Origin of the sequence: Sphingomonas sp. CCH21-G11 (genome assembly GCF_001555965.1) — a bacterium.
Lineage (GTDB): Bacteria > Pseudomonadota > Alphaproteobacteria > Sphingomonadales > Sphingomonadaceae > Sphingomonas.
The window spans coordinates 33880-46694 of the sequence record NZ_LSHX01000030.1 but is presented as its reverse complement, the minus strand read 5'-3'; the positions used below and the strand labels follow the sequence as shown (position 1 = coordinate 46694).

Genomic DNA, 12815 nt, shown 5'->3' with positions numbered 1-12815 from the left:
GGGGTGGAGGGAGCGACGCAGCTGAGCAGAATGAACGGCGCGAGCCCTGCCACCGTCGTCGCGCGCTGGCGTTTCGTAAAGGGCTGAAACCCCGTCATTTCCCTCGCTCGCTCATTGCCAGGACCATGCCTGCTTCCGCGTGAACACCAAATGTAGGCAGACACAGCTTGCGACAGGCCGCAAGAAAGCAGCGACGAGCCGTGTTTTCGGCGAGTCGAGCCGCGGAACCTTCGGCCGTTCAGGGGAGGAGGACGGTATCGACGGCGGTTTCAAGCCGATCGGGGTAGTCGAGCGTGTAGTGGAGGCCCCGGCTTTCGCGCCGCTGGAGCGCGCAGCGGACGATCAGTTCGGCCGATTGCAGCAGGTTGCGCAGCTCGATCAGGTCGGGCGTGACGCGGAAATGGCCGTAATAGTCGTTCACTTCCTCGGTCAGCAGGCGGATGCGGTGCGCCGCGCGCTCCAGTCGCTTGGTGGTGCGCACGATGCCGACATAATTCCACATGAAGCGGCGGATTTCGGTCCAGTTCTGCTTGATGACGACTTCCTCGTCCGAATCGGTCACGCGGCTCTCGTCCCAGGGGCGAATGGCGGGCGGCGGCGGCAGGGCGTCCCAGTTGGCCGCGATGTGCGCGGCGGCGGCTTCCCCGAACACGAAGCATTCGAGCAGGCTGTTCGACGCCAGGCGATTGGCGCCGTGCAGGCCGGACTGCGTGACTTCGCCCGCCGCATACAGCCCGGGCAGGTCGGTGCGCCCGTCGCGGTCGACGACGACGCCGCCACAGGTATAATGCTGGGCCGGCACCACCGGGATCGGCTCGTGCGTCATGTCGATGCCAAGTCCGGTCAGCTTGGCATGGATGGTCGGGAAATGCGCGGCGACGAAGTCCGCCCCGCGATGGCTGATGTCGAGATGGACGTAATCGAGCCCGAACCGCTTGATCTCCGCGTCGATCGCGCGCGCCACCACATCGCGGGGTGCCAGTTCCAGCCGCTCGGGATCGTAATAGGCCATGAAGCGCTTATGCGTGACCGGGTTGATCAAATGCCCGCCCTCACCCCGCACCGCTTCGGTGATCAGGAAATTCTTGACCTCGAGGTGGAACAGGCAGGTCGGGTGGAACTGCATGAACTCCATGTTGGAAACGCGCGCCCCCGCCCGCCACGCCATGGCGATGCCGTCACCGGTCGCGCCGCGGGGCGCGGTGGAGAACTGATAAGTGCGCCCCGCCCCGCCGGTCGCCAGCACCGTCGCGCGCGCGGTGAACAGCTCGACCCGCCCGGTTGCGCGGTTGACCGCATAGACGCCATGGACATGCCCCGCGCCCGAATAGCGCAGCTCGTGCCGGCTGGTCGCCAGGTCGATGCAGATCATGTCGGGGACAAGCGTGATGTTGGGATTGGCATGCGCGGCCTTCAGCAACGCTTCCTGCACCGCCCAGCCCGTCGCGTCGTCGACATGAACGATGCGGCGGTGGCTGTGCCCGCCCTCGCGCGTCAGGTGCAGCGTGTTGCCGTCCATGTTGAACGGCACGCCCAGCTCGACGAGCCGCGCGATGGCGGCGGGCGCGCCCTCGACCACGAACTCGACGGTGGCGCGATCGTTTAGGCCCGCGCCGGCGATCATCGTGTCCTCGACATGATTGTCGAACGTGTCGCCGGGTTCGAGCACCGCGGCGATCCCGCCCTGTGCCCAGGCAGTCGACCCTTCGTTCATCGCCCCCTTCGCCAGCACGGTGACGCGGAACCGGCCGGCCAGGTTGAGCGCCGCGGTAAGCCCGGCCGCGCCCGAGCCGATGACCAGGATGTCGGTAGAATGCGGGTCGTGGGTCAAGGTGGAGCCGTCTCTTCGGATGAACCCTCTCCCGCACGCGGGAGAGGGTTGGGTGAGGGCTTGTCGCGCACCGCGCAGAGGATCACAAGCTGATCGAGGATCGACTGCAGCACGCCCTGCTCGTTTTCCATCACCTCGTGATTCCAGAAGCGAAGGACGTGATAGCCCGCGTCGTTCAAGTCGGCCGTGCGCCGCCGATCGGCTTCGGTCCCATGCTGGCCGCCATCGAGTTCGACAATGAGACGCGCCTCGACGCACAGGAAATCGGCGATGTAGCGGCCGACCGTCGCCTGTCGCCGGAACTTGTACCCGCCGAGCTGACGATTGCGCAGGGATTGCCAGAGACGCTTCTCAACTTCGGTCGCGTTGTGGCGCAGTGACCGTGCATACGGGTTGGTGCGGCCAATCGCGGGCATTTGGGCTGCGTAGCGTAACGAAGGCTCGCACCCAACCCTCAAGAAGGCCCCTCACCCAACCCTCTCCCGCTTGCGGGAGAGGGCTTTCAGGTGTCTGCAGAGCCAAGTCACGAATAGTCGCAACTGAACAGCGCACCGCCCTGTTGATCGGGATCGGGCCGGACCTCGAGCGTGTATTCGTAGCCATCCGGCGGCCCCAATTGCACTGCCTCCCCTACTTTCGCGGGAAATCCACGTGCGCGTAGTGCGCCCGCGAGTTCCTCCGCCGGAACATTGAAATGGTACGCCACTCCTCCAGGATCTCCGCCTTCAGGCGACCACTGAACGATACGACGCAGCGGCAGGCCGAACATGGTGCCCGAGACGGGCAGACCAATGGTCCAATAGCCATCGTGCTGTTCTACTCGGATCGATCCGAACGCACTTCGGAGTCGATCAGGCACAACGAGTCGACCCGGGCGAAAACCGGCATTGGCATCGCCGCCGACCATTGCTCGAATGAAGCGATCATGTGCGGGTGCGGCCTCGCAGATCGTCGGGTTTGTAAAGGACAGGAAAGCGTCGAGATCGGTCGGCGGACCCAAAGTCGATTGCACGCATCCAGCGAGCGCCACCGCGCACAGGCATGGCACCGCCGCTCTCAAGACGTCGTCGCCCGCGTCAGATTAAGGAACACGTCCTCCAGGTCCGGATCGCGGGTCACCACGTCGACGATGCCGTAGCCGCTGGCCTGGACGGCGGCGAGGACGTCGCCGGCGTTCACTTCGTCCTTTGAATAAGTGATCGCCAGCACCCGGTCGCCCTTCAGCGTGATCTTCTGGAAGCATGCGGCCTCGGGCGGCGCAGCGACGTCGCGGTCGACGGTCACCTCGACCTGCTTTTCGCGCGCCATGCCGACCAGCGCGCGGGTCGGTTCATTGGCGATCAGCCGGCCATGGTTGATGATGGCGATGCGGTCGCACAGCTCCTCGGCCTCCTCGAGGTAATGCGTGGTCAGCACCACCGTCACCCCGCCCTGGTTCAACTCGCGCACGAATGCCCAGAGCTGCTGGCGAAGCTCGATATCGACGCCCGCGGTCGGCTCGTCGAGCACCAGCACGGGCGGCGAATGCACCATTGCCTTGGCCACCATCAGCCGCCGCTTCATCCCGCCCGACAGCGTGCGCGAATAGGCGTTGGCCTTGTCCTCCAGCCGCATCGCGCGCAGCAGCTCCATCGTGCGGCGCCTGCCCTTGGGCACGCCATAGAGGCCGGCCTGGTTCTCCAGCGTTTCGGCCGGGGTGAAGAAGGGGTCGAAGGTGATTTCCTGATTGACGATGCCGATCGACGCCTTGGCATTGCGGGGGTGCTGGTCGATGTCGAAGCCCCAGATCGAGGCGCGCCCGGCGGTCTTGTTGACCAGCCCCGCCAGCACATTGATCAACGTCGACTTGCCCGCGCCATTTGGGCCGAGCAGGCCGAAGATCGACCCGCGCCGGACGCTGAAGCTGACATCGCTCAGCGCCTGCTTGCCGCCCTTGTAGGTCTTGGACAGACCGTCGATTTCGATTGCCGCGTCCTGCATGCTCCGCGACCTAAGCCGCCGTCCCGCCCGAGCCAAGCGGAATCGATTCGGCAATTGTCGCGCGGCTTTTGGCTTGCTAACGCCGCGAGCCATGATCCCGCCGCCCGAAGTGATCCGCGTCACCACCCCCCGCGTCAGCTGTGACGGCGCTGGCGACATCGCGCCCGCGCTCGGCCATCCCCGCGTGTTCCTGCAGATCGACGAGCATGGCTATGTCGATTGCGGCTATTGCGACCGGCGCTTCGTGCTGATCGGCGGCCCCGCCGACGGCGCGGACCAGGGCAAGCTGCCCGATATCTCATCGGGTGCAAGCCTCTAGCCGCTGCTGCGGATGACAGCCCGGATGACAGGGCGCGATTGCTGCCTATATTCGGGCGATGATCCACGCCCCCGACCCCCGTGCCTTCCTGTACCGCGACGGCCTTGACCCCGACACCGCGCAGAAACTGACCGCCCAGTTGCTGGCGCGCGCCGATGATGGCGAGCTGTACCTGCAATATCGCAAGTCCGAAGCATTCGGGTTCGACGATGGGCGGCTGAAGACCGCGTCTTACAATACCGATGCCGGGTTCGGGCTGCGCGCGGTGTCGGGCGAAACCACCGCATTTGCCCATGCCAACGAGCTGTCGGCCGCCGCGATCGCGCGCGCGGGCGAGACCATGGCGCTGATCGATCCCGCGAGCGGCCCGCGCGCCGCGCCGCCGCCGCGCACCAACCGGCACCTCTATACCGATGCCGATCCGATCGACCTGATCCCGTTTGCCGACAAGGTCGCGATCTGCCAGACGATCGACGCGGCGGCCCGCGCCCGCGACCCGCGCGTCGTCCAGGTCTCGGTCAGCCTGCTCGGCAGCTGGAGCGTGGTCGAGATCGTCCGCCCCGACGGCTTCACCGCCACCGACATCCGCCCGCTCACCCGCCTCAACGTCTCGATCGTCGTCGAGCAGAATGGCCGGCGCGAAACCGGCAGCTTCGGCACCGGCGGCCGCGCGCTGTATGACCGGCTGCTGACGCCGGAGACCTGGAACCGCGCGATCGACGAGGCGCTGGCCCAGGCGCTGGTCAACCTGGAAGCGGTCGATGCGCCGGCGGGCGACATGCCGGTGCTGCTCGGCCCCGGCTGGTGCGGCGTGCTGCTCCACGAAGCGGTCGGCCACGGGCTGGAGGGCGATTTCAATCGCAAGGGGACGAGCGCCTTTTCCGGCCGTATCGGCCAGCGCGTCGCCGCGCCGGGCGTGACCGTGGTCGATGACGGATCGATCCTCGACCGGCGCGGGTCACTGACCATCGACGATGAAGGCACGCCGACGCGCGAGAACATCCTGATCGAGGACGGCATCCTAAAGGGCTATATCCACGACCGGCTCAACGCGCGGTTGATGGGGGTCGAGCCGACCGGCAACGGCCGGCGCGAAAGCTTTGCCCATGCGCCGATGCCGCGCATGACCAACACCTTCATGCGCGCCGGGCGCGACGACCCGGCCGAGCTGATGACGCGGGTGAAGAAGGGCATCTATGCCAAGTCGTTCGGCGGCGGCCAGGTCGACATCGTGTCGGGCAAGTTCGTGTTCTCCTGCACCGAAGCCTATAAAATCGAGGACGGCCGGCTGGGCGCGCCGATCAAGGGCGCGACGCTGATCGGCGACGGTCCGACCGTGCTGACCAAGGTGTCGGGCATCGGCCACGATTTCGCGCTCGACGAAGGCATCGGCATGTGCGGCAAGGGCGGGCAGAGCGTACCGGCGGGCGTGGGCCAGCCGACCTTGCTGGTCGATGGGCTGACGGTCGGCGGGACGGCGGTGTGAGCGACTACACGCCCGTCAGCATCATGTCGTATGCAGAGATGATCTGATACCGGTGCCGAGCAAGCGATGCGACATGGGCTTGAAGCTCAGTCCGACTAACCGCCGCAGCAAACTGGGTGATCAGCGCGTAGTTGCGACCATCCAGGTCGAAAACCGGGTTCAGGCGCGGTCGTAACGCCGGAGGGTCCTCGACCGGCACCAGCGGCGCGACGAGTCTGGTGGAGAGGTTGGCGAGCGCGTCGGCCTGGCAATCAAGCAGGAGCTGCCCGTCGCGATTTGCGTAGACGTCGAATTGCGCCATCAAAAGAGGCGATAGCGCTCAAGCGGCAGGCCGTTCTGTTCGACCCACGTATTGACACTTTCCGCCCATTCCCGGTTGTCATCGCGCCAGCGCTTCTGACGTTCCTCGTGGCTTGCAACGCGAAGCGCAGCCTCGCAAACCTGTGACAGATTTAGCCCAACCTCGCGCGCGGCGGCCACGACTCCGGTATCAAGCGACAGGTTGACGGGTTTGCGCTTGCCTGAAGAGACTGGATCAGGCTTCATGCGCAAAGAATATGCGCACGAGATGATAGCGTCAACATGATCGCTGCCGGACGGCGGGAGAAAAAGCGAATGGCCGAGTTCTTCGACAGCGTGAACGACGATCACCGGGCCTTCATCGCGCGGCAGCCGGTGTTCTTCGTCGCGACCGCGGCAGAGGGCGCGCGGATCAATTTGAGTCCCAAGGGCATGGACAGTTTCCGGGTGCTCGACGACCGCCGCGTCGCCTATCTCGACCTGGGCGGATCGGGCAACGAGACGCAGGCGCATCTGAACGCCGACGGGCGCATCACCATCATGTTCTGCGCGTTCGACAATCCCGCGCTGATCCTGCGCATCTATGGCCGAGGCAGCTGCACCGTGGCGGGCGACCCCGGCTATGACGCGCTGGCGGCGCATTTCTCGCGCCTGCCCGGCGCGCGGCAGATTTTCGAGATTGCGGTCGACAGCATACAGACGAGCTGCGGCTGGGGCGTGCCGCATATGGCGTTGGAACGCGAGCGCAAGACGCTGGTCAAATACCACGCGACCCAGGATGCCGGGGTAAGGCTGGCCCGGATTGCCGACCGCACGCACAGCATCGATGGCCTGCCGGTGCGGGTGCAGACGGTCATGCCCGCCGCCGACCCCATCGCGTGAACGTGCCCGCAACCCCCCGCCCCGGTGCGTTGACCGGGCTGATCCCCCGCATCATTCGCTGGATCGAGACGCTGGGCCGCCGCGCCGCACCACCCCCCGGCGACGAGCCGCCCCGCCTGGCCGAACTGGGGCGGTATGACCGCATGGAGGCGCATATCATCATCGGCCGGCTGGAGGCGGAAGGCATTCCGGCGGTGACGTTCGACGGCGAAATGAGCCTGGGCGATGGCAGCGCGCTGCTGATCCCGGCGCGCGTGATGATCGATGCCGATGACATGATGGCCGCGCGCCGCATCGTCGCGGCACGCTGAAGCCACGCGGCACTGCCTTGTTTTTGAGCACGCTTTAGCAGCTGCACAATTTTAACACATTTGTAACGTGTCGATCGCCCCGGCTAGCGCGGAACCGCGGGCGTACGAGCCTTGGCATGTCTTTTGCACTGCAGCACGACGGGAGCACGATAAGGGGGTCGAATGAAACTCGTCATCGCCATCATCAAGCCGTTCAAGCTCGATGACGTCCGCGAAGCCCTGATGGCGATCGGCGTCGCGGGCATGACCGTCACCGAGGTCAAGGGGTTCGGCCGCCAGAAGGGCCAGACCGAAATCTATCGCGGCGCCGAGTACAGCACCAACATGGTGCCCAAGATCAAGATCGAGCTGGTCTGTGCCGACGATCTCGCCAGCCGTGCGGTGGAGGCGATCCAGGCCGCTGCCAACACCGGCGCGATCGGTGACGGCAAGATCTTCGTCCTCGACGTCGGCCAGGCGGTGCGCATCCGCACCGGCGAAACCAACGAGACCGCGCTGTGAGCCAGGGGGGTTCCATGAAGCAATTGACGAAATATGCCGGCGCGGCCGGCCTGACGCTGTTCGCCGCCCTGCCCGCCTGGGCGCAGGAAGCGGCTGCGGCCGCACCGGCGACGCCATTCACGCCGACCGCCGAAATGGTCAACAAGGGCGATGTCGCCTGGATGCTGGTCGCCTCCGCACTGGTGCTGATGATGTCGGTGCCGGCGCTGGCGCTGTTCTATGGCGGCCTGGTGCGCACCAAGAACATGCTGAGCGTGCTGATGCAGGTGCTGACGATCGTCTGCGTGGCCGCGATGGTGTGGTTCAGCTGGGGCTATTCGATGGCCTTCACCAATGGCGGCGACCTGAACAAATATGTCGGCGGCTTCTCCAAGGTTTTCCTGGCCGGCGTTGATCCGACCACGCTGGCGGCGACCTTCTCCAACAGCGTCTACCTGCCCGAATATGTCTTCGTCATCTTTCAGATGACCTTTGCCTGCATCACGCCCGCGCTGATCGTCGGCGCGTTCGCCGAGCGGGTGAAGTTCACGCCGCTGATCCTGTTCACGGTCGCATGGCTGACGCTCGCCTATTTCCCGATCGCGCACATGGTTTGGTACTGGGCGGGCCCGGATTTCCTGCACGCCGCCCCCGATGACAGCGGTCTGCTGTGGGGCTGGGGCGCGCTCGATTTCGCAGGGGGCACCGTGGTGCACATCAATGCGGGCGTCGCCGGGCTGATCGGCTGCATCATCATCGGCCCGCGCGTTGGCTACAAGAGCGAGCCGATGCCCCCGCACAGCCTGGTGATGACGATGATCGGCGCGTCGCTGCTGTGGATCGGCTGGTTCGGCTTCAACGCCGGGTCGGGCCTGGAAGCAAATGCGTTCGGCGCGCTGGCCTTCATCAACACCTTCACCGCCACGGCGGCAGCGGGCGCGACCTGGGCGATCATCGAACAGATCGTCCACAAGAAGCCGTCGCTGCTGGGTGCGGCCTCGGGCGTCGTCGCCGGTCTGGTCGCGATCACCCCGGCGGCGGGCTTTGCCCATCCCGGCACCGCGATCCTGCTCGGCGCGGTCGCCTCGGTCGTCTGCTTCTTCTTCGTCACCACGGTGAAGAACAAGCTGAACTATGACGACACGCTGGATGTATTCGGCATCCACGCGGTGGGCGGCATCGTCGGCGCGGTCGGGACCGGCATCGTCGCCAACCCCGACTTCGGCGGACAGGGCTGGATCGACTACACCGCGCCGGTCGCCAAGGCGGGCGTCTATGACATGGGCGCGCAGATCATGACGCAGATCTGGGCGGTCGGCACGACGATCGTGTGGACCGGCGTGGTCAGCGCCGCGCTGTTCCTCGCGCTCAAATATACGATCGGCCTGCGCCCGACCAAGGACGTCGAAGTCGAGGGTCTCGACATCAACGAACATGGCGAGCGCGCCTACAACTACTGAGTTTGCCGGGGCGGGCGGTGTCCGCCGCCCGCCCCGGTCCCGAGTTCCTCCTGCGGACCCCTGGCCCGGTGTGAAAGCACCGGGCCATTTTTTATCATCGGCCCGTCAGCCCCGGGATCGCGACCACCCTATCACGCGGCCAGATGCGCGCGAACAAAATCGGCGCAGCGTTCGCCGATCATGATCGAGGGCGCGTTGGTGTTGCCGCTGACCAGCTTGGGCATGATCGACGCATCCGCCACCCACAGCCCGTCCACCCCACGCACGCGCAGTTGCGGATCGCAAACCGCATCCGCATCCGCGCCCATCCGCGCGGTGCCGACCGGGTGATAGATGGTGTCCGAACGCGCCCGGATCGCGGCTTCGAGCGCGGCATCGTCGTCGGGATCGACCGGATAGCGTTCGCGCCCGCCCCACGCCGTCATCGCCGGCACCGCCATGATGCGGTACATCAACCGCACGCCGCGCTTCAGCAGGTCGAGGTCGCGCGGGTCGGATAGGAAGGCCGGGTCGATCACCGGCATGTCGGTGACATCGCCCGAGGCGAGGCGCACCGTGCCCGTGCTTTCGGGCCGCAACACGCAGGCATGACAGGAATAGCCATGGCCGCGCCGGGTCGATCGGCCGTGATCGTCGACCGGCGCGATGACGAAATGATATTGGATGTCGGGGGCGGGTGCGGCCGGATCGACCGTAACGAACGCACCGCTTTCGGCGAGGGGCGTCGTCATCGCGCCGGTGCGCCGCCGGTGCCATTCGATCACCGCGCCCAGCGCGCGCAGATTGCCGAGCAGCGACTGACCCAGAAACCCCGGCGCCGCGCTTTCGTAGATCGCGGTGTAATCGAGATGGTCCTGCAGGTTGGTGCCGACCACCGGCCGGTCGACGCGGACCTCCACGCCCTTGTCGCGAAGATGCGCGCCCTCACCGATGCCCGACAGCATGAGCAGCTGCGGAGTCGCGAACACCCCGCCCGCGAGCACCACGCCCGCGCGTGCCCGGATCACCCGGCGCTGACCGCCGCGCCGATAGGCGACGCCGCACGCGCGCCCGTCCTCGAACAGCACCCGCTCGACCACGCACCCGGTCAGCACGTTGAGATTGGCGCGCGAGGTGTCGAGATAGGCGCGCGCCGACGACCAGCGCTCGCCGCCACGCTGCGTCACCTGATACATTCCCGCGCCGTCCTGGCGCGCGCCGTTGAAATCGGGATTGGCGGGAATCTGAAGCTGGGCGGCGGCCTCGACGAAATCACGGCTGGCGGGGTGGGGTGCAACCTGTTCGCTGACCCAGAGCGGGCCGTCGTCGCCATGCCAGGTGTCCGCGCCACGCACGTTGCGCTCGGCGCGTTTGAAATAGGGGAGCACGTCGGCGTGAGACCAGCCGGTGCAGCCCATCGCCGCCCAATTGTCATAGTCCCAGGCATTGCCGCGCACATAGAGCATCGCGTTGATCGCGCTCGATCCGCCAAGCCCCCGCCCGCGCGGCTGATAGCCCCGCCGCCCGCCAAGCCCCGGCTGCGGCACGGTTTCGTATTTCCAGTTGGTCTTGTCGGTCTGCTTGGCCAGCATCGCCGGCATCAGGGTCAGCGCCTTGTCATTGCGCCCGCCGGCTTCGAGCACCGCGACCTTGAGGCGTGAATCCTCGCTCAGCCGGCCGGCGACGGCGCTCCCGCCCGATCCGGCGCCGATGACGACGATGTCGGCTTCCTCCACGCTTCGCTCTCCTCGTTTTTTTGTTCGGTGTCGGCTTTGCCGACGTCGCGGTGTCGGCCCTCTCCCCCACCCGGCCACCCGTCAGGATACGCTCGTGGGTGGCCGGGTGGGGGAGAGGGCCGACACCGCTCTATGTCAAGCCAACGCGCGCGGATGCTGTCGGATGTCGCGCGGCTGGCGTCATGGCTCCATCCCGGCGGGCCGAAGGCATAGCCCAGCCGCGCACGCCAGCCCGGCGCGTGCCAAAGGTCGCGCGCGATGCCGACCCATTCGTGAAACGCCGCCCAGATCAGGTTGAAGCTGCCGAGATCGCGGATCAGGCCATAGCGCGGGCGATCGTCGTCGCGCTCGCGCTCGAACGTGCCGAACATCTTGTCCCAGATAATGAAGACCCCGGCATAGTTGCGGTCGAGATAGCGCGGATTGGTCGCGTGATGGACGCGATGATGCGACGGCGTGTTCATCACCGCTTCGAACCAGCGCGGCATGCGCCCGATCACTTCGGTGTGGATCCAGAACTGATAGACCAGGTTGAGCCCCGCGACGAACAGCACCATCGCTGGCGGAAAGCCGATCAGGAACAGCGGCAGCCGGAAGATGAAACCGGCGGAGATGAACCCGGTCCAGGTCTGGCGAAGCGCGGTCGACAGGTTGTAGTGCTGCGAGCTGTGGTGGATGACGTGGCTGGCCCAGAACCAGCGGACGCGGTGGGCGCTGCGGTGGAACACGTAATAGGCCAGGTCGTCGAGCACGAAGGCGACGACGAACCAATACCATTGCCAGCCAATGTCGAACCAGCGGAACTGATACACCCACAGGGCGATCGCGACGACCAGCCCGCCGGTCAGCAGCCCCGCGACGGTACTGCCCAAGCCAAGCGCGAGCGAAGTCAGCGTGTCGCGCGGGCAATAGCGGCTGCGGTCGCGCAACCGCGCCACGAACATTTCCGCCAGCACCAGCAGGACGAAGGCCGGAATCGCCAGGTCGACGGGGTTGGGCAGGCTGGGCATCGGCCGAGCTTACATTCGTGTCAGCAATCGCGCCAGCGGATCGGTGGGTGCCCTCCCGAAACGTAAGATCGTCACCCCGGGCTTGACCCGGGGTCCCGCTTGATCGCGCGGAGCACAGGCAGCGGGGCTCCGGGTCAAGCCCGGGGCGACGGGGAGACGGGGCTTTCGGTTGCCTATCCCTGCGCGGCCCAATGGCCGAGCAGCGTGTGGGCAATCGCATAGCGCGGGGGCGCGATGAACGGCGCGGCGGGGTCGCCGGCCAGCGCAGCCTGCACGTCGGCGCGGGAGAACCATTGCGCGTCCTCCAGCTCGTGCGGGTCGATCGCGATGTCATCCGACTGCGCGGTGCCGATCGCGGCGATCATCAGCGACGATGCAAAAGGCCAGGGCTGGCTGGCGACGTAGCGGATATCGGTGACCGCGATGCCGACTTCCTCCAGCGTCTCGCGCGCCACTGCTTCCTCGATCGATTCGCCGACCTCGACGAACCCGGCCAGGGCCGAATAGCGCCCGGCGGGCCAAACGGGCTGGCGGCCCAGCACGACGCGGTCGCCGCGTTCGGCCAGCATGATGACGACCGGGTCGGTGCGCGGGAAATGCTCCGCGCCACAATGGCCGCACCGCCGTGCCCATCCGGCGCGGAAGATCGTCGTGGCATGGCCGCAATTGGCGCAGAAACCGTGGCGCAAATGCCAGTCGACCAGGCTGCGCGCGCAGGCATAGGTCGCGGCCTCGGCATCGGGCATCAACCCCAGCATCTGGAACAGGGCGGGCGACCGGCCGGCCGGCGGACTCGTGCCGGTAATCAGCGCGGCAAAATGCGGCACCTGCCCACGAAAACCGAGGAACAGGAAATCGGCGTCGTCGGGCGCATCGGTCAGCGCCCCCCACACCAGCCGCCCGTCCGCATCCAGCTGGGGATCGAGCGCGTCGAGCCGCAGCAGCCGCGCGCGCGGGTCGCTGAACGCCGCGGTCAGGGCGGCCTGGTCGTGACGGATGCGGTCCGCCCGGTCGAGCCAGCCGCCAGTGAAGCCGGTCACA

The 12815-nt window shown here is 66.7% G+C and carries 15 protein-coding genes; 6 read left to right on the top strand and 9 right to left on the bottom strand.

The window, feature by feature from the left end; all coding sequences use genetic code 11:
• Positions 1–238: 238 nt before the first annotated feature.
• The 4 genes from nadB to AX676_RS07690 all read right to left on the bottom strand — a co-directional run bounded on the left by nadB (position 239) and on the right by AX676_RS07690 (position 3811).
• The gene (gene nadB, locus AX676_RS07700) at positions 239–1831 is read right to left on the bottom strand and encodes an L-aspartate oxidase (protein ID WP_066483401.1); all 1593 of its coding nucleotides are present in this window, start codon (positions 1829–1831) and stop codon (positions 239–241) included.
• On the bottom strand, positions 1828–2247 hold the full coding sequence (locus AX676_RS07695; protein ID WP_066483399.1) for an endonuclease domain-containing protein: 420 nt from the start codon (positions 2245–2247) through the stop codon (positions 1828–1830). The genes nadB and AX676_RS07695 overlap by 4 nt, the downstream gene beginning before the upstream one ends.
• A 107-nt stretch (positions 2248–2354) precedes the next feature.
• Positions 2355–2861 carry a hypothetical protein gene (locus tag AX676_RS17755; RefSeq protein WP_156437859.1) on the bottom strand — a complete coding sequence of 169 codons (507 nt, stop codon included), beginning with the start codon at positions 2859–2861 and terminating at the stop codon, positions 2355–2357.
• Positions 2862–2887: 26 nt separating this feature from the next.
• Entirely contained in the window at positions 2888–3811 is a 924-nt protein-coding gene (locus AX676_RS07690) for an ABC transporter ATP-binding protein (protein WP_066483397.1), read from the bottom strand.
• Positions 3812–3902: 91 nt separating this feature from the next.
• On the opposite strand from AX676_RS07690, the gene AX676_RS07685 reads away from it, so the two are divergent.
• Positions 3903–4130, top strand: a complete 228-nt coding sequence (locus tag AX676_RS07685; RefSeq protein ID WP_066483395.1) for a zinc-finger domain-containing protein — start codon at positions 3903–3905, stop codon at positions 4128–4130.
• 58 nt (positions 4131–4188) lie between these two features.
• Positions 4189–5616, top strand: a complete 1428-nt coding sequence (gene tldD, locus AX676_RS07680; protein WP_066483393.1) for a metalloprotease TldD — start codon at positions 4189–4191, stop codon at positions 5614–5616.
• A 4-nt stretch (positions 5617–5620) separates the two neighbouring features.
• Here tldD and AX676_RS07675 read toward each other — a convergent pair whose 3' ends face one another.
• Both AX676_RS07675 and AX676_RS07670 read right to left on the bottom strand, forming a co-directional pair.
• Positions 5621–5917 carry a CcdB family protein gene (locus AX676_RS07675; RefSeq protein ID WP_066483390.1) on the bottom strand — a complete coding sequence of 99 codons (297 nt, stop codon included), beginning with the start codon at positions 5915–5917 and terminating at the stop codon, positions 5621–5623.
• A complete protein-coding gene (locus tag AX676_RS07670; protein WP_231725991.1) occupies positions 5917–6267 on the bottom strand; it encodes a type II toxin-antitoxin system CcdA family antitoxin in 351 nt (116 codons plus the stop codon). The genes AX676_RS07675 and AX676_RS07670 overlap by 1 nt, the downstream gene beginning before the upstream one ends.
• Between AX676_RS07670 and AX676_RS07665 the strand changes: the two genes are divergently transcribed.
• The 4 genes from AX676_RS07665 (at position 6232) to AX676_RS07650 (ending at position 9049) form a co-directional block, all read left to right on the top strand.
• Positions 6232–6798: a pyridoxamine 5'-phosphate oxidase family protein gene (locus tag AX676_RS07665; protein ID WP_066483386.1), complete on the top strand. Its 567-nt coding sequence runs from the start codon at positions 6232–6234 to the stop codon at positions 6796–6798. The two genes, AX676_RS07670 and AX676_RS07665, sit on opposite strands and share 36 nt — an antisense overlap.
• Before the next feature lie 2 nt (positions 6799–6800).
• Positions 6801–7109 carry a putative signal transducing protein gene (locus AX676_RS18500; protein WP_331709227.1) on the top strand — a complete coding sequence of 103 codons (309 nt, stop codon included), beginning with the start codon at positions 6801–6803 and terminating at the stop codon, positions 7107–7109.
• A gap of 162 nt (positions 7110–7271) precedes the next feature.
• Positions 7272–7610: a P-II family nitrogen regulator gene (locus AX676_RS07655; RefSeq protein ID WP_066483382.1), complete on the top strand. Its 339-nt coding sequence runs from the start codon at positions 7272–7274 to the stop codon at positions 7608–7610.
• A gap of 14 nt (positions 7611–7624) precedes the next feature.
• Positions 7625–9049: an ammonium transporter gene (locus tag AX676_RS07650; protein WP_066483380.1), complete on the top strand. Its 1425-nt coding sequence runs from the start codon at positions 7625–7627 to the stop codon at positions 9047–9049.
• Between the two features lie 131 nt (positions 9050–9180).
• On the opposite strand, the gene AX676_RS07645 is transcribed toward AX676_RS07650, so the two are convergent.
• The 3 genes from AX676_RS07645 to nudC form a co-directional block, all read right to left on the bottom strand.
• Positions 9181–10764 (bottom strand): GMC family oxidoreductase, encoded by a 1584-nt coding sequence (locus tag AX676_RS07645; protein ID WP_066483378.1) that lies wholly within the window; start codon positions 10762–10764, stop codon positions 9181–9183.
• Complete coding sequence (locus AX676_RS07640) at positions 10698–11774, bottom strand: sterol desaturase family protein (protein ID WP_082730987.1); 1077 nt, start codon at positions 11772–11774, stop codon at positions 10698–10700. Before AX676_RS07640 ends, AX676_RS07645 begins: the two co-directional genes overlap by 67 nt.
• A gap of 173 nt (positions 11775–11947) precedes the next feature.
• The gene (gene nudC, locus AX676_RS07635) at positions 11948–12814 is read right to left on the bottom strand and encodes an NAD(+) diphosphatase (protein WP_066483376.1); all 867 of its coding nucleotides are present in this window, start codon (positions 12812–12814) and stop codon (positions 11948–11950) included.
• Position 12815: the final 1 nt, after the last annotated feature.